General features: G+C 27.1%; 17 protein-coding genes and 1 pseudogene. 4 read left to right on the forward strand and 14 right to left on the reverse strand.

What is annotated here, in order from left to right:
• Window positions 1-20: 20 nt before the first annotated feature.
• A complete protein-coding gene (locus tag E0D87_RS07885; RefSeq protein WP_130820046.1) occupies window positions 21-998 on the reverse strand; it encodes a helix-turn-helix domain-containing protein in 978 nt (325 codons plus the stop codon).
• A 9-nt stretch (window positions 999-1,007) separates the two neighbouring features.
• Window positions 1,008-1,592, reverse strand: a complete 585-nt coding sequence (locus E0D87_RS07890) for a TetR/AcrR family transcriptional regulator (RefSeq protein WP_130820047.1) — start codon at window positions 1,590-1,592, stop codon at window positions 1,008-1,010.
• A gap of 349 nt (window positions 1,593-1,941) precedes the next feature.
• Between E0D87_RS07890 and E0D87_RS07895 the strand changes: the two genes are divergently transcribed.
• Entirely contained in the window at window positions 1,942-2,283 is a 342-nt protein-coding gene (locus tag E0D87_RS07895) for a plasmid mobilization protein (protein WP_130820048.1), read from the forward strand.
• 331 nt (window positions 2,284-2,614) lie between these two features.
• Here E0D87_RS07895 and E0D87_RS07900 read toward each other — a convergent pair whose 3' ends face one another.
• The 9 genes from E0D87_RS07900 to E0D87_RS07940 form a co-directional block, all read right to left on the reverse strand.
• Window positions 2,615-3,433 carry a hypothetical protein gene (locus E0D87_RS07900; protein WP_130820049.1) on the reverse strand — a complete coding sequence of 273 codons (819 nt, stop codon included), beginning with the start codon at window positions 3,431-3,433 and terminating at the stop codon, window positions 2,615-2,617.
• Window positions 3,417-3,908 carry a Mov34/MPN/PAD-1 family protein gene (locus E0D87_RS07905; RefSeq protein ID WP_019192368.1) on the reverse strand — a complete coding sequence of 164 codons (492 nt, stop codon included), beginning with the start codon at window positions 3,906-3,908 and terminating at the stop codon, window positions 3,417-3,419. The genes E0D87_RS07900 and E0D87_RS07905 overlap by 17 nt, the downstream gene beginning before the upstream one ends.
• Window positions 3,905-5,647: a ThiF family adenylyltransferase gene (locus E0D87_RS07910; protein WP_130820050.1), complete on the reverse strand. Its 1,743-nt coding sequence runs from the start codon at window positions 5,645-5,647 to the stop codon at window positions 3,905-3,907. The genes E0D87_RS07905 and E0D87_RS07910 overlap by 4 nt, the downstream gene beginning before the upstream one ends.
• Window positions 5,648-5,785: 138 nt before the next feature.
• Entirely contained in the window at window positions 5,786-6,676 is an 891-nt protein-coding gene (locus E0D87_RS07915; RefSeq protein ID WP_242618458.1) for a nucleotidyltransferase domain-containing protein, read from the reverse strand.
• 22 nt (window positions 6,677-6,698) lie between these two features.
• The gene (locus E0D87_RS07920) at window positions 6,699-6,911 is read right to left on the reverse strand and encodes a helix-turn-helix domain-containing protein (RefSeq protein ID WP_004835177.1); all 213 of its coding nucleotides are present in this window, start codon (window positions 6,909-6,911) and stop codon (window positions 6,699-6,701) included.
• Between the two features lie 415 nt (window positions 6,912-7,326).
• Complete coding sequence (locus E0D87_RS07925; protein ID WP_130820051.1) at window positions 7,327-8,169, reverse strand: nucleotidyl transferase AbiEii/AbiGii toxin family protein; 843 nt, start codon at window positions 8,167-8,169, stop codon at window positions 7,327-7,329.
• Window positions 8,166-8,753, reverse strand: a complete 588-nt coding sequence (locus tag E0D87_RS07930) for a type IV toxin-antitoxin system AbiEi family antitoxin domain-containing protein (protein WP_130820052.1) — start codon at window positions 8,751-8,753, stop codon at window positions 8,166-8,168. The genes E0D87_RS07925 and E0D87_RS07930 overlap by 4 nt, the downstream gene beginning before the upstream one ends.
• Before the next feature lie 311 nt (window positions 8,754-9,064).
• A complete protein-coding gene (locus E0D87_RS07935; protein WP_130820053.1) occupies window positions 9,065-10,738 on the reverse strand; it encodes a recombinase family protein in 1,674 nt (557 codons plus the stop codon).
• A gap of 87 nt (window positions 10,739-10,825) precedes the next feature.
• Window positions 10,826-10,999: a hypothetical protein gene (locus E0D87_RS07940; RefSeq protein ID WP_000282420.1), complete on the reverse strand. Its 174-nt coding sequence runs from the start codon at window positions 10,997-10,999 to the stop codon at window positions 10,826-10,828.
• Window positions 11,000-11,139: 140 nt separating this feature from the next.
• Between E0D87_RS07940 and E0D87_RS07945 the strand changes: the two genes are divergently transcribed.
• A complete protein-coding gene (locus E0D87_RS07945; protein ID WP_000711069.1) occupies window positions 11,140-11,736 on the forward strand; it encodes a hypothetical protein in 597 nt (198 codons plus the stop codon).
• Window positions 11,737-11,804: 68 nt separating this feature from the next.
• Here E0D87_RS07945 and E0D87_RS07950 read toward each other — a convergent pair whose 3' ends face one another.
• Complete coding sequence (locus tag E0D87_RS07950; protein ID WP_000599722.1) at window positions 11,805-12,161, reverse strand: hypothetical protein; 357 nt, start codon at window positions 12,159-12,161, stop codon at window positions 11,805-11,807.
• 222 nt (window positions 12,162-12,383) lie between these two features.
• On the reverse strand, window positions 12,384-13,538 hold the full coding sequence (locus E0D87_RS07955; RefSeq protein WP_000687657.1) for a hypothetical protein: 1,155 nt from the start codon (window positions 13,536-13,538) through the stop codon (window positions 12,384-12,386).
• A gap of 595 nt (window positions 13,539-14,133) precedes the next feature.
• Between E0D87_RS07955 and E0D87_RS07960 the strand changes: the two genes are divergently transcribed.
• Window positions 14,134-15,114 carry a site-specific integrase gene (locus tag E0D87_RS07960; RefSeq protein WP_000009490.1) on the forward strand — a complete coding sequence of 327 codons (981 nt, stop codon included), beginning with the start codon at window positions 14,134-14,136 and terminating at the stop codon, window positions 15,112-15,114.
• Between the two features lie 162 nt (window positions 15,115-15,276).
• A pseudogene (locus tag E0D87_RS09275) lies at window positions 15,277-15,513 on the forward strand (hypothetical protein); the annotation flags it as partial.
• A 73-nt stretch (window positions 15,514-15,586) separates the two neighbouring features.
• Here the strand turns inward: E0D87_RS09275 and E0D87_RS07965 are convergent.
• Window positions 15,587-15,916 carry a hypothetical protein gene (locus E0D87_RS07965; RefSeq protein WP_000359188.1) on the reverse strand — a complete coding sequence of 110 codons (330 nt, stop codon included), beginning with the start codon at window positions 15,914-15,916 and terminating at the stop codon, window positions 15,587-15,589.
• Between the last annotated feature and the right edge of the window lie 358 nt (window positions 15,917-16,274).

A 16,274-nucleotide genomic window follows, 5' to 3' on the forward strand; every position in this document is an offset into this window, starting at 1 on the left:
AAGCTTATTTTCTTGACTATTTAGACTAAATGTGCTGTTTTAGATATTTTTCTATATTCTGAAGGAGTGAGATTAAACTTATTTTTAAAAGTATTTGAAAATTTAGCATGATCTGTGAAACCTACCCTAATAGCAATTTCCGTAATTGAAAATGATGTATTATTCAAAAAATCAGCTGCTACCTCCAATCTTTTACTTGTTATAGCTTCCTTAATTGTTTGCCCAAAAACACTCTTATAGCAAGATTTCATTGTGGTAGAATTTATCTTAAAGATTTCTGATAGTTTATCATAAGTTATATTTTTTTCGTAATTATTCTTTATAAATTCATCTATTTTCTTTACAATATCAACATTTGTCTTAATAAAATATTTCCTATCGCTTATCTTGTTACTGGTATCAAGGCTTGCAATATATAGGAAAAGTTCTTGAAATTTTACCCTTAGATATTCAATTAGAATTTCATCTGGAACTTTATAAACTTCATAAAAAATATGTTCAATATGCCGAGTAGCTCTTTGTACAAAAATTTTGTCCTTATTGCATAATTTTCTTAAAACAACTTCAAATTTAATCCCTAACATTTCCTCTAAAAAATATATTTCGCTATCAAATTCTTTTGGATTAATATAAAAAGTCACACCATGATAATGAGATATAGGAAAAAAAGATTCTTCAGAACTATTGCTACTTGCATTGATTGCAAAATCTCCCGATTCCATATAAGTAATAGTTCCATCGCTTAATACGCATTCAAATCTTCCTTCTCTACAATGATTAATCTCGTAGCTTTGATTTAAGTTTTTTGATAATTTTTTCTTTATAACGGAAGTGTGTATATCATTATAAAAAACTGTTACCCCTTTGAAAATTTCGTACTTTGAAACTATATATTTTCCATTTTCCAAATTATGAAATTCGCAAATTCTCCCTTTAGAATTTTCTATTATTTTTTCTAAATTTCTTCCATAAAGATGACACATTAACTCCTTACCCATAAAAATCTCCTAATTAATAAGTTTTTCTCTCAAATAACCTTCCAACATTTTTTTGATTGTTTTTCTATTTTCAATAAAAATTTCTTTTTGATTTAAACTTTCATATCCTAAAATCAAAGTATTTACAAATGTCAATAAAAACTCATCTTCAAAAATAGATGAGAGCTTATCGTTTGGAGGAAATGTAGACGATAAAATTTCTGTGTTTGTTTCTTTTAAATTTTCAAACATTTCACACAATCTTTTATCTTCATTTTGTAGTTTCAAAAAAATTGCATATATGCTTTTAAATTCATTTTCATCATAAATTCTTTCCATCATCATCTCAGTAATTGCGTCTAAAGTCGTTAACTTAGATGTGTCGATAGTTTTGTTTTTTTCTCCTCTATATTTGATGCCTAATTTCATAAAATCATAAATCATTTCATAGGTTGAGCCATAATGATAGTAAACACCACCTTTACTTAAACTGACTTTTTCTATAACATCTTCCATAGTTGTATTTTGGAAACCCTTTTCTAAAAAACATGTCTTTGCCGCTTCCAGAATTTCTAACTTCCTTTTTTCTCCTACTTTCAATTTTTTATCATTCAAAACTTTATCTCCTGTCAATAAATAATTCCGACGCTACCGTCAGTTTTATTGTAACTCATTTGATAATTAATTTCAATACATGAATTATTTTAAAATTTAGTAATCTTATTTAAGATATTTGTTTGAACGCCCTTTATAATTCTTTATTAATTTCTTTAAATGCGGTATAATCAATAAAACTTAATACAGGCTTAACGCTTATAACTTTAGTAGCAAGCACAGTAAGTGTACGGACACTTACGAAAAAATTAATGGAGCAAACGTTTACGGAATGCTCCATTTTTTTTAATTTTTACCTTGTTAGGGATAACCCTAAGACCCCGAAATATATTTTATAAAGGAGAATAAAATGGCAAATAGATTTAGAAATGAAAGAATAGAAATAAAACTAACTAAGGAAGAAAAAGAAGTTTTTGAAAAGAAAATGAGACTTGCAAATTGCAAAACTATGTCCCACTTTCTTAGGAAATGTGTATTAGAAAAAGAAATTTATGTAGTAGATTTAGAACCATTTAGAAATCTACAATGGCTACTTTCAAATGCAACAAATAATATAAACCAGATTGCAAAAGCTACTAATACAACTGGTGTTATTTACAAAAATGAAATTGAAGCAATGAATAAGCAGATAGAAAAATTATCAAGAGAAATATGGCAGATCCATTCTCTACTTCTTAATAAAGCAAAATAAATCATGCAATATAAAATCAAGATTCAAGTGTTATGTATCTCCAAATCATACAAAATCTAATTCCTATATAAGTCATTAAATATCAGATGAGCAATACTAAAAACTAGGTACATCAAATATAGCATTTTTAATGAGTATAATTATATTTTTATTTTTCAAATCAATCTATCAGATTAAAAAATAACCTTCCAAACTTACATATAATATTCTAAGTAAATACAATAAAAAAAGAATACTCTAATGCTAGAATATCCTTTAAATAAATAACTTAGATAATACTTTTATATAAATAAATGCTTAAAATTTTTGTTGAATTAAACAAAAAAGTCATCTATATAACTTTATATCTTTCAGAAAAATTTCTATAGCTCTGTCTATCTTGCTGGTATACAAATACTTCCGCTATGTTACCTCTATCTGCTAACTTTAGCGACTGCTCAACAATTTCATAATTGTGTTGTGCGTGTGTTGTAGCAAAAATATTAATTAATACTCCTTTAGGTAACGCCCTAATTTCTTTTACTACAAACTCTACAAATTTCGGATTATACTTTCTAACTCCTTCACTTTTTGTCTCGGAATTTATAACTTTAATTGTTGGTAATTGTTTCTTTTCTGGCGGGATTTGAAAATCATTTATTGAATAAGTATCTTCTAAAATTAAATTATATTCTAAAGAATCCTTATTATCGCAATTGATATATATAATTTTAGAAGATGTTTTTTCTTCGGAGATATTGTTTGTTACTATAAACTCACTGAATACATCATTAATAACTAGTTTAAATTGCATATAAATAGGAACTAATACTAAGTTACACTTTTCATATCCTAAAATTTTAGAGCATAACAAAAACCATAAATAACTATGATCATGATATATATTTCCATTGTTTAAAATCTTATTCTTATTCATTTTTCGTATAGTAAATATAGCTATTCCTGCAAAGAAAATACCTATTCCTAGATTTCCCAATTTTGACAAAAAATAATATATTATATCGATAATATCAAATGAAATATCCTTAGGTTTTGTATTTATAACACTCTCAATATTCGATATTTTAGGTAAAAATAATGCTAAAAATATAAAGAAAAACTGACATAATTGAGTTTTACAATCTTTAAACTTTCTAATAATTTCTTTCATGTCTATCTCCCCAATAAATTGTTTCTAACAACTCGATAATACCCGACTTTTCATATTTCCAAATTCTATATGCTTCATATCCTACTATAATGTGGAAATATAAACTTATTTCATCAGAACCTTTTGCTATTTTCCCCCAGTTTTTTAAGTCTATATCTGAATATTGGGGAATAGCTTCAGGATGAGTATGCCATTCACCTACATACCTATAAATTTTACCACTTCTTAAATATATTGAGTTACAGGTCTCTATATGTTTAGTATCTAACCTCTTAAATCTATTTCTTTTTCTCTTGTCATTTTTATATGGTTCTGTTGCATAACCTATAGTATAATCATTATTTTGTAAGTTTTCTTTACCTATAATTATTCCACCAGATTCTAAACCATTTTGTTTATATTGTATATATTTCTTAAATAAATCAATAACTGAATCCTTAATTTTAACCCTTTGAATATTTTCACTTATTGTCATAATTCACCACAAATACTACAAGTTTTATTATAAATATTATCAAATTCTATGATTTCAGAATCATACTTTTGTGATACAAATCGTTTAGAAAAATTTAATCCTGCTAATTTGAAATAATAATCGTCACCTTTTGAAGAAAATATAAGATTACTGTGTATCCTATTAAGTGCGTGCTTCTTTAATAAATCCATAAACATTAGACTTGTTTTTATAGATATTAATGAACCATAAGAAATAAAAGAACCCTGACATCCAGAGTTAGATTTAGCAATGACTTGTCCTTTTTGCGTATAAGCTAATGAATTATATAAATTTCCTCCATCGTCCCTTGTAAACATACATTCATAACACCCTTTATAATTTATATCAAAAAATGCTACATGTGAGCCAATATCTAATGGCTCATTCCATAAATAAAAAACAGGTGTCTGTATTTTATTAGTAACAATATATTTATTTAACCAACGGTTAAGAATTTCATTTCCAGTTGCTGATATTATATAATCATAATCTTCAAATTCTATAGAACAATCTTCAATTGCATCCTCAATTTTGTTATCAACAGTTTTTATATTTAAATTTTGTAAGTTTTTCTCTCCATATATTCTCAAAGCTTCTGCCTTATAGTTGTAAAGATATTCAATGCCAAGTAAATGTCTATATATATTTTCAGCATTCAGATGATCTGAATCAACAAGAGTAATATCCTCTACTCCCGATTTGATCAAATTGCTAAATGTATATCCCCCGATAGAACCACATCCTATTAAAAGATATTTTTTATTAGCAAGTATATTTTTATCGAATGATGTTCTATTCATTAGATAACTCTTATCTAATCTATTTACACTGAGAGGAATGATTCTATCAGTATTACTAATTTTTAGCTTATCAAACTCAATATCATACTCTCCATTTTCAATTAAAAATCCTATTACATTATTAATTTCTTCAGGTTGTTTAATTTCAAATATAAAAAGCATATCTTTTGTTTTTAAATATCTCTTATCTTTAATGTTAAAAGAGCAATAGCTCAAGATATTATTTAAATATGATAAATCTATAGATTTTCTGAAATCAGGAGGATATATTGCTTTATTTGGAGCTAAGAAGAAATATAAACCATTGAATTGTGTTCTATCCCTATATCCCCATAAATCAAAATCTGATGATAAGGTACTTGCAAAATAAGATGTTATAGTAGTTCTCTTTAGATATTCAGCATCCGTCTCATTTTTCTTTCTTACTTTAGATATCTTATTTTTTGCACAATAATTAATTTTTTGGTTTTTCTTTTCTTTGGGAATAGCAACATCAATATCTTTATAATCATCTCTGTTGTATATATATGAATTAAACTCTTCCAACAAATCTCTCTTGTTTTTACCATTTATGCCATCATCTAAAATTTTAATAGCTTGATCTATGCATTGATTAAAAATCCCATCAAAATTCCAATCTATTAAAGCACCTTCTAAATCAAATAAACAGAGTTTCCCATTTTTTTCAACATGTGGGATAAAAGGGAGCTTATTTATATCACAATATATATCTATTAAACTTAGCTCCCAATTTAACGGCAATCCAATTTTAACTGGAATCAAATTACTCTTTGTTGATAAATAGCAGCTGATTAAAAAACTATATTTTATTTTTTTAAAGCTTGCATTCTCTTCAATCATAATATCTGAGATAAATTTATTATCTAATAAGATATCCCTTAATTGATTTGCGTCCAATTAATATATCTCCAATCCAGATGAACTTGATGATGGAATATAGTTGATTTGATTTTTAGCTGTGTTTTTCTCTTCAGGAATTTCGAAATCATCTCCAAAAATCTTATTCAATTTTTTATATTGGTCATACTCATCAATTTAATTTCTAGCTTCTTTTAAATCGTTAGATAACTTTGTAATCTTATCTTTAAAATCTGTCATTTGACTATCTGTCATTTTTTCAAAGACATCATTTGGAAAATCAAATGAAAGTTTATATGGTAAAGATAACTCTATTCTGTAAAGATCTCTACCATTTTCTGTTTTTGTATAATGAAATTTATTCTTTATATAATTAACGACATCTATTAATACAATCAAATCATCATCAGAATAATAAGAAAAGTTGTCAATAGCCATTAATGTTAATCCTATACTTGCTGGGGAAATATGTCCAAAGTTACTAAATCTCATGTTCCTCCATTTTTTTATATAACGTATTATTCTTCTAAATTGATCTCTTTGTTCTCCTTTAACAATTGTATTATTAATATAATCTACGAGTCCTTTTGGATCAGCTTTTTCCCATTTTATAGAATCTTCATTGCCTGAAATTCCTTTGGCAATATACAATTGACTTTCTTTATTCTCATTATCCTCATAAGCATAAACTACTAAATCAACATGAAACGCAGCTTTATTATTTTTTTTATAAGTTACTGTTACACAAGGCTTTTTTATCTTAGCACCATAGTCTGTATGGTTCTCTAGTATAGAACAAATTTTTTCCTTTAATTCCAACGGTTTGTAATCATTTTTATTTACATTAAATATTAATCCAACGTCTATATCATATTCTTGATCTTCTTCAGGTTTTATTCCTGTTTTTAGAATGTAGCTGCCTTGATTTATGACCTCAAATGATGGCAAGTCATCAGAATTTCTTAAAATGTTGACTAATATTTCACGTTTCTCTTGTAATTCATGATTCGTATCAAAGTCAACCCTTATATTATCATTGAATTTTTCAAATTGTTTTTGAACAGTCATTAGTTGTACTCTCCTTTTTCTATTAAATTGAATTACTTTTATACATAGATATAACATCATTAAAGTCTACATCTAACTCTTTACAAATTCTATATAAAACTTGCATACTAACAAATTCTCCCTTTGTCATTTTTGCCACTGTTGCAGTTGATATACCTACTCTATCCATCAAGTCTTTTTTGTTCATATTTTTATCAATTAATACTTTCCAGAGTCCATTATAATTAATCTTCATAATTATCATCCTTATTCTATTTTTTATTATGCAAACAAAACTTAAGTGTTTGCAAATTTTTACTTTACTATATTATACTTTATATTCGTTGTAATTACAAAGCTTTGCATTAATAGAATTATTTAGGTAGAAAATTATAGGCATTTGAGATATCATCGATATTTATATATCAGTACATTTGTTATATAATATCCCATTGTTATAAATACTTGTTTTACAAGTCCAAAGATTTTGAAAAAATTTCCTATCTTTAAGTTCTATAATTCTCTTATACTATCTACAAGACTAAGCAATTGGCATAAAATTTATTTAATTTTAAATCCTCTAATGTAAAATAAAAAAGAAGTAGATTAATTCCACTTCTCTAATACTTAATATTTTCTTGTCTACAATTTGCCATAAAGCGTCCGTTAAATTACATCTCATTAATTCTATCTGAAATAATTCTCACTACACCAACAACCTTATCAAACTTCAGATCCCCAATGTACTTATTTTCACTAAGATATACTTCCCACAAGGATCTTTGGTATGAATCTTCTTTTATGTCCTCGATTATTTCTTCATAGTCTTTCATTATCTCCTGACTTCCTCTTTTGTCGGAAGTTCTTTCTACTGCTTCTTTTAAAATTTCATAGTTTATCTCATCTTTTTTCAATTTGTAGAGAGTGTATATGTCGTAAAAGTCTCTCATTCGTGTTGTTGTTATATTTCTTCTGATTATGGTTTCATATTTTTCAGCTAAAATTGTTTCTAATGGATATGCCATTATTTTTATATCTTCTTTGGTAAATATACATGGATAGGTATATCCTATTTCCCTTGGTGTTATTGCATCTCCTGTTGTTATGTCTAGTTTCATCGGGTTTTTGGTCTTTCCAACATTTGCTATTAGTGATATTCTAAAGTTCTCGTACTCGTCCTCTTCCCTAATATAACTAATGTCTTTTATTTCAAATTTTATTCCATCTTCTACATTGATATTTATAATTTCATCTACGACTTCTTTTATTTTCTCTTCTTTTAGGGCTATGCCTTTTATGGTTGTATCCATGTCCATAGTTGTTCTATTTTCAATACCAATTAGAGATGATATCAGGAATCCTCCTTTTATTACAAAATTATTTTTGTAATTTGATTTGGATAGCCTTTCTAAAAATCTTTCGAAGAAATATATTTGCAGAACTTCTTGTGATTTCAGATTTTTCTTCTCTGCAAGACTTCTTATCTTGCCCTTTATACTCTCGATATTAATCACGATAATACCTCCATGTATTTTCTAATTTCATTTTCTATTTTAAATAATCTACTGTATTTTATGAGTCGTCTTAGATTTTTATTTGATGATTTAAAGTATCTTTTTATGGCTTCTGTAAAAATTTGCTTATCTATTTTTTCTCTGTCGATTATGATGTCACAAATTGTTCGATCTATATCGTAAACTGGAATAAGGTTGCCTTGTGGTGATTTTATTTCTGTCTTTCCTAGTTCGTATAAATCTCTTTTTACATAGTGAACTTGTAGATCTTCGTACCTCTTTTTGATATGGCTGGCATTGTAGCCTTGGGGTACAGATATATGAAATACATTTGGGGTCCTATCTGATAGGTCATGTAGATATAGGGCTGTTTGATGGGAAAATATAATTCGATTGCTATTTGATGATATTAAAACAAAATCGTCTATTACTTTTCCTTTTAATTGATATAGTCCTGGTCTTAATCTTTCTAATTGTCCGATTTTTGTTAATTCTGATAGATTATGCCTAGTATATCCAAGGTCTTCTGCTTCTTTGTTGGTTATTACTAAATTTTCTTGTATATATTCTTTAAGTGTATTCATAGTCCGCCTCCTCTCGTTTACGCTTTTATTATATGTTATAAAAGCGAATATGTAAAGTTGCTTATGAGTTTTCCATTTTTTGAAAAAGGATGTAACGAAATATTACTACCTTTAATAAAAAAGAGCAGTCTTTTAAGCTACTCTTGTAGAAAGTACAAAATGAGTTATTATATTTTTTGTGTTTCCTCATACTAGTCTCAAAACTACTCTTACATCCATGTAGTCTTTTTGAGTCTTTTTTACATATCCTTCTTCATCTTTTTCAAATACAAAATGCTTATAAAACTGCTTAAAATGCAGGATTTCTAAGTTTACATCTTTTGTATCAACGCTATAGCTTCGACATTATCTTTATTGTCCAAACCAAAGTCAATCTCATTATCTATAAGCGGAAGCTTGAAAACAACCGATTTTATCCAAGTGTCCTTTTCTGTTTTTTCGTCATAAATTTGAATTTCTTCTATCATTTCGTTAAGTAATCTCTTCTTGTCGATATCTGAAAGAACTGTATAAAGGCTATTAAAATTTACAAGAATCTTATAAATATTATCCGAGGTTATTTTTTCTTCAAGAATTGCCTCTTTCCTTTTTCTGCTATCATTTAACTGCATTTCTGCATATTCTAACTGGTCATATATAGCATCAAGTCTAAGATTTAAATCGGTGTATTTTCTATCATAATGTTTATCTTCAAAATTTAAAGAATCTATTTGATTAATTAGTGATGCTTTTGTACCTGTTAATTGCCTAATCTTCGCTAAGTGCTTATTAATAACTTCATCAATTTCTTTTGTGTCTATTTGAATATTGATTTTTTCTTCAATTTTTTTGGCAAAAGTAGGATTACTAACTACTTGAGTAATTATTGTTTCAACTTCTTTTTCAATTAATTCAGCTCTAATTTGTTTATTAAAAGTACATTTATGTCCATTCATCATTTGTCTATGTTTACAACCGTAATAGTAATAATCTTTGTAATGCTCTCCTTCTTTGTTTTTATTACGTTTACGGCTTTTGTTTCCATACAAACCAGCACCACAATATGGGCATTTTATTAGATTTGATAAGATATGAACTCTCTCATCTTTTCCTCTATTTATCTTCTCATACTTTTTAGCTTGAGATTTTCTTTTTTCCTGTACTGTATTCCACAACTCATCATCAATTAAAGCTTCATGATTTCCTTGAGCTATAATATAATGATCAGATTTTTCTAATTTAATTTTACCAGTAGTTTTATCTTTAATTGTTTTTCTTCTTCCATATGCAATTTTCCCATTATATACAGGATTATCCAATATTTGTCTTATTAAACTAGCTGAAAAATATGGATTCTTGCCATTTTGTCTTATAGGTTTATTAATACCTAAAGAAACTAAATACTTAGATACTCCATTGGCTCCCATATCTGAATTAGCATATAAATCAAAAATCATCCTTACTGCTTTAGCTTCATCTTCATTAACAACTAATTCTCCATTATCTAATGAATAGCCAATTGGAGCAAAACCACCATTCCATTTTCCTTCTCTTGCCTTTTGTTTCCTTCCTTCCATAGTTTGAGAAAGTATATTTTCACGTTCCATTTCTGCTACTGCCGATAGAATTGTTATAACAAGCTTTCCAGAATCTTTAGAACTATCTAAACTATCATCAACACAAATCAGATTTACATTATGATTTTCCATGACTTGCAATGACTGCAATACATCCGCTGCATTTCTTCCAAATCTAGATAATTTAAAAACCATTACATAATCAACTTTATCTTTTTCAGCTTCTATATCATTAAGCATAGCTATGAATTCATTTCTACCTGAAATAGATGTTCCTGATTTTCCAGCATCTTTATAGGTTTCTATTATTTCTATACCATAAGCTTTTGCATACTGTTTTATTCTTTCTTCCTGAGCATCAAGTGAGTAACCGTCAATTTGCATAGATGTTGACACTCTTGTATATACATACGCCTTTTTATTTTTCATTTTTCCACCTTTAGTTTGGACATATTTTCACGTTATAGTTATACCTATATTTTACATAAATCATAATATAAAAGTCAATACAATAACCTAATCCGATGAATTAATATTATCCTCATTTTTATTTTTTTCTGAACATCTTGGCGGTACTTCCAATTTTTCAAAATCTAACTGATCTGCATACTTTTCTATTAATTCTTGTAAGAGACGTGCCAACCCATCTAATTCATAAGAACAATCTTTTACGCTATTTTTATTATACAAGGTAAATTGCCTCCTAATTTTGATTTCACCTTGTATATGTCAGAAAAAAGTATTGATTCGTGTTTTTCTCCACACAGACTTTTTTATTGAAAATCTTTTAATGCATATATTCAATAGTTAATTGAAGAAAGGAGTAAAAAATGAAAAAAGATAGGAAAATTCCACTATTAAACGAGTTTTATTGCCGCGGAAGGATTGTAGGAAAAGGAGGTTTTAAGGAAAGAAATCCATACTTAACAATCTTTATTAATGGGAAAAGAGAGCCAAATTATATGAAAGTATACTTTGAATCTATAGATATTCATGATTTTAAAATGAATCAAACTGTTTATATTACAGGTTTTGTGAAAAGCCCTGTCATTCCCTATTTATATGAAGGTAGAAAAGAACAGTATTTTCTTGGTGAAAAAATAGTCTTAGAGAACACTTTGTTATCAGAAGCCTTTGAAATAGAAAATATAGGTTTTTCTTTTAAAAACCCATTTTCACGAGTTTTTCTTAGCGGTTCTATCTTAAGCATCAAAGAGTTCAATAATTGGATTACGATTCAAGTGCGAGACTATAGAGAGCAAGTAATTACACTTCAATACTCTAAAAACATGCGTGTAAATGATGTTTCGCTCGAAATAAATGACTTTGTTTTCGTATCGGCAATACTAGTCTCTGCAAGGAAAAATTATGATGAAATTACAGTTGACTATGAGGATTTAATAGTGGATGATTTAGCTGTGAATTAAAAAATAAAAGCTTGAGGTTAGACAATCTCAAGCTTTTATTTTTACTAGATTTAATTATAATTTTTTAGTCACTCTCTTTGGATCTCATACACAAAGCTATGCCAGTTATTAAAGAATTTTTCATTAAACAAATGGGACAACTTTATGAAGTTTTTAAAGCCTATACTCTCTAAATCAAGCTCTATATCAAAACTTCCATAAACTTCTGCATAGCATCTTATGGTTACTATCATATCGCTTAAAAAGTACTGAAGTGACTCACCTTCTCTTTCTAGTAAAATATCTCTGACGCCATCTACACAATAATAGTGTCCTCCAACATCTAGCCACACTTCTTCACTTAAAATAGATTTTTCTACCGACATAATATTCATGACTACACTTTTAAAAACCTTATCCAACAATTCTTCTTTTTCTAATATCATAATAATTTCCTTTCCTAATATATATAGTTACTTCTTACAGTCTTTATATGTCAGAATTAATATCCAATAACAAACTTGTCGTCATTGAAAATTCTTCCTATTATTATAAGAGATTGCTACTTATCTTTTACACTAACTAAAGAGAGTAATACTTTCTTTAAATTCTACTACTTACACCAATCGAATATCTATCCTTTTTCACAATACATATCACTTCTATCCTCATTTAATGAGGTCATGAAATTGACTTTTTATACTATAAACTAAATTTTCAACTTTCTCTTTTTTATTTTTAGAATAATAAAGATACGGCTCCTTGCATAACAGTCTTTTTATATATCCTAAAATGCGCCCTTTGTTTTTATCTTTTAAAAAAACTTCACTAACAATTTCTAACAAATCATCTGAATCAAAAAGTATTTGATAACCTAATTGCCTTTCTTGAATTAGGATATCGCTAATCATTAAGCTTCCCCACTCTTTTCCTCTTCGATCCTTTTCCCTATATTTTTTAACGGCTTTCACAAGAAGGTCTCTACACATTAATTTTTGCTTTTCATATGGCTTAAAAAGATTTTTTTCTAAATATAAGAATAATTTTTGACGAAACACTTCTTCATTTAAATTAAAAAGATTTGTTTCTTCAAAAAAATCTTTAAACTTATCTGTTTTTTTTATTGTATGCTCATATCTATAAATACTCCCATTTAGTATCTCTCCATTTTCATCAACGATGACGATTTCTTTATTTTTATGCTTCTTTTTTGTTTCTTTTAATTTATCATAAAATGTAATTTTATGTCGTTGATTTTGTGCTGTTATTGTTTTGGATTCATAGCCGTCTTTCTCTTTATGGTTTTCAATATCTATGCAAATTTTCATATACGGGATAAATCTAACCAGAGTACGTAATGGGTCTTCAAAATCTTTAGTATTACCTGTCGTTAAATAATTGTAGTTAATTTCACAATAGTTAAAAATGACATTTGATATGTCTATCTCAATTTTATAATCTTCGTATAATATATTTTTAATTTCCACAACCACATCTTTTAATTCTTCTAAAGAAAAATTTTCTATATTTTGTCCTAGAATGTCCGTTGGCGAAAAATCTATTCTTGCATATAAGCCACAATCTATGTTGCAACAATTCTCTCTTCTTATCTCCAATCGCCCAATTCCTCCCCTTTCAATTCGAATGGATTTCAGTTCTTTTCTATAATAACTAAATTTCGTTATTCCATATGAGTTCTGATATAAGCTTATTAAGTGATTAATCTCATACTCGGTAACTCTTACATTCTTAAATTTCACTCTATCAAAGCCAATGCGTTGAAATTTCTCATATCTTACTAAGATGTTTTTTTCTATTTTCATAATTCCCCCATATAAAAGAAAGTTTTTAATCTATCTCTTATATGTCAGAAAATTTAATATTTTTATTTTCTACACAGGATTTCCAATAAATAAAATCTGTTTATACGGTCCATTTATGGACGTATAAACAGATTTAGGGTATTTACCAAGGATAAGTTTTTAAACTCTTTTGTTATTAAGAACCTTTTCTGACAAATTATAAATAGAAGATTGATGGTATGGAGAAAATAAAAAAGATAAGTGATCAAAAATGAGGAAACAAAGAGAGGAAGTCGCAAAATATGAAGTAAGAAAAAAATAAAAAAGATTTATAGAGCAAAAATTTTAAGTATGTAAAAAAATGTATAGTGTAGGAATTCACTTACAAAAGCATTAAATAGCAAGCCAAGCTATCAATCTAAAAATGTGTACTTTAGAGCAAGCCAAGCTCTTTAAAAAATGTGTTTTGTCTTAGATTGGACAACTTAGAAGCTTCTACGGACTCGGTAGTATAAAAAGCTTAGTCTTAACAATTAGAGTAACAAATAAGGCTCTAGAATCGTTTTTAAGAGCTTTAATTTTAAAAAGATAGTTATATATTTGAAAGGAGCATTCTATGTCTTTTAATATCACAAACAAAGCTTTTAACAAAGAATTTGGAATAATAGATGAAGAAAAGAAAAAAACTAAAAAATGGGATAAAAGAAAGCAAAAAAACATTTTAAAAAATCAGATTTATGATAGATTAACAAGAATGTTAAATGATGGTATGAGTACATCAAGAAATGACGATAAAAATGATTTATCAACTACAACAATAAATAAAATTTATAGCGTTACAACTTATAAGACATACAAAAAACAATGTTATAAATTTGCAGAATTTTTGAAAGAAAATTATCCTGAAATAAAGAAAATGCAACAAGTTAAAACAGAACACGTAAATGAATATCTGAAAAACTTAACAAATCAAGACTTATCTGCTTACTCAATTAGCACATCTAAATCAGCTATAGCAAAGGTTTTAAGAACATCATCTACAAACTTTATAGCGACAGCTCCAAGGACAAGAAAATCAATTAAAAGAAGTCGATATGAAGCTAAAAGAGATAAACACATATCAGAAGAGCTAGAAAGAAAATTTTCTAAAATAACAAGCTCTACAGGATTAAGAAAAAAAGAAATGGAAGCTGTAAGAGGGGTTGATTTAAAAGAAATCAACGGAAAATATTATGTAAAAGTTAGACAAGGAAAAGGTGGAAAAAAACGCTTAGCTTTAATCATGGGCAAAGATAAAGAAGAAACAGATGAAATAATAAATATTTTTAAAGAAGCTGGAGAGCTTAAAATAGCACCAAAATTACCTTCTCATTATGACAACCACCACTACAGAGCAGTATACGCCAAGAGAATTTATAATCATTATGCAAGACCAATAGATGAAATACCTGGTGGTTTAATTTCAGAAGGAGGAGAAAGATACATCATGAGAAATGATAGAGCTGGAGAAATATTAGATCGAAAAGCTATGTTAATAACCAGCAAATACTTAGGACATAATCGTATTGATGTAATCGCTCAATCTTATCTGTACTAAAATAAATAGATGTAGATATAAAATCTAGGTTTGGAGAAATTGATTTAAAGCTAGTTATTTTCTTATGATATACAACATCCACTGAATAAATTTTAAAAAATTGAAACTGAAATAAAGATCTTACATCATGAAGTATAAAAATGTAAAAAAACTGAATAAAACCAATTTACAGAGAAGTATTATATCGAACTTTCTATTTATAAAATAGCTACTAATGAAATTTTAGAAATCTATAAAATATTACCAAACATAAAAGAAATATTAATCAGACTCGATAAGTTGCAATAAAAAAGAATACCCTTATGCAAGAGCATTCTTTGAATAAAGAAGAATTTTCTGACCTTTTTCAGTATAGGAAAAACTATGAAAATCACTTATGGGAAGGAAGTGGAGAGATAAAATGCTATAAGCAGATAAACTTATATCTTTTTAAGATTATTTACAAAATTTTACTCTAAGCTTATTATATTACTTAAGGAGATCCTACTAGATGACCTACGAACATTGTTATAGGAAGTAATAAAATCAAAAGGATATTTAATGCCATAAACAACTTATCCTTTTCCTTTACCCCATATACTAAACCTATTAGTCCAATAATTGGCAGAAAAACATTAATGTGAAATTTATAATAATCTTTATGAATTTCATGAGCATCTATATAATTACTTGATTTGATTTTTATTTCACATCCACCATTAAATTTACAAACAACTTCATAAATACCATCACTGGAAAAATTTAATGGATATTCAACATTTTCATCATGATTTATAACTCCAATATATGCCAATTTATCCATTATTATCCACCATAAAATTTACTACTATATCTTTTAAGAGACATTTTAAAAATAAAGAAGGTTAACAAAAACAAAAATGTTCTTGATAGTAGTAGTTTTATATAATCATGTTGTAGTAAACTTAAAACTTTTATAGTCATCGGAAATGTAATATATCCACTATTAACTACTAAAAGTACCATTAATAAAATGTAATAGTTTATATAAGTAAACAAATCCTTTTTTAATAGTAATAAAATAGATAGAACTATATAACTTGCAGATAGAATTTCTAAAATTGTTAATACATTAAACTTAATACTAATTAAATACACTTCACCTGTTATAAAATAATTAATTCCTTGAAAAAAAATTTGTC

The sequence above is a fragment of the Anaerococcus vaginimassiliensis genome, assembly GCF_900626155.1.
GTDB lineage: Bacteria > Bacillota > Clostridia > Tissierellales > Peptoniphilaceae > Anaerococcus > Anaerococcus vaginimassiliensis.

Excerpts from the sequence above, each read along its gene's own strand:
- E0D87_RS07885 (WP_130820046.1), bottom strand. The coding sequence starts at position 998 with ATGGGTAAGGAGTTAATGTGTCATCTTTATGGAAGAAATTTAGAAAAA.
- E0D87_RS07895 (WP_130820048.1), top strand. The coding sequence starts at position 1,942 with ATGGCAAATAGATTTAGAAATGAAAGAATAGAAATAAAACTAACTAAG.
- E0D87_RS07900 (WP_130820049.1), bottom strand. The coding sequence starts at position 3,433 with ATGAAAGAAATTATTAGAAAGTTTAAAGATTGTAAAACTCAATTATGT.
- E0D87_RS07905 (WP_019192368.1), bottom strand. The coding sequence starts at position 3,908 with ATGACAATAAGTGAAAATATTCAAAGGGTTAAAATTAAGGATTCAGTT.
- E0D87_RS07915 (WP_242618458.1), bottom strand. The coding sequence starts at position 6,676 with ATGACTGTTCAAAAACAATTTGAAAAATTCAATGATAATATAAGGGTT.
- E0D87_RS07920 (WP_004835177.1), bottom strand. The coding sequence starts at position 6,911 with ATGAAGATTAATTATAATGGACTCTGGAAAGTATTAATTGATAAAAAT.
- E0D87_RS07930 (WP_130820052.1), bottom strand. The coding sequence starts at position 8,753 with ATGAATACACTTAAAGAATATATACAAGAAAATTTAGTAATAACCAAC.
- E0D87_RS07935 (WP_130820053.1), bottom strand. The coding sequence starts at position 10,738 with ATGAAAAATAAAAAGGCGTATGTATATACAAGAGTGTCAACATCTATG.
- E0D87_RS07945 (WP_000711069.1), top strand. The coding sequence starts at position 11,140 with ATGAAAAAAGATAGGAAAATTCCACTATTAAACGAGTTTTATTGCCGC.
- E0D87_RS07950 (WP_000599722.1), bottom strand. The coding sequence starts at position 12,161 with ATGATATTAGAAAAAGAAGAATTGTTGGATAAGGTTTTTAAAAGTGTA.
- E0D87_RS07955 (WP_000687657.1), bottom strand. The coding sequence starts at position 13,538 with ATGAAAATAGAAAAAAACATCTTAGTAAGATATGAGAAATTTCAACGC.
- E0D87_RS07960 (WP_000009490.1), top strand. The coding sequence starts at position 14,134 with ATGTCTTTTAATATCACAAACAAAGCTTTTAACAAAGAATTTGGAATA.
- E0D87_RS07965 (WP_000359188.1), bottom strand. The coding sequence starts at position 15,916 with ATGGATAAATTGGCATATATTGGAGTTATAAATCATGATGAAAATGTT.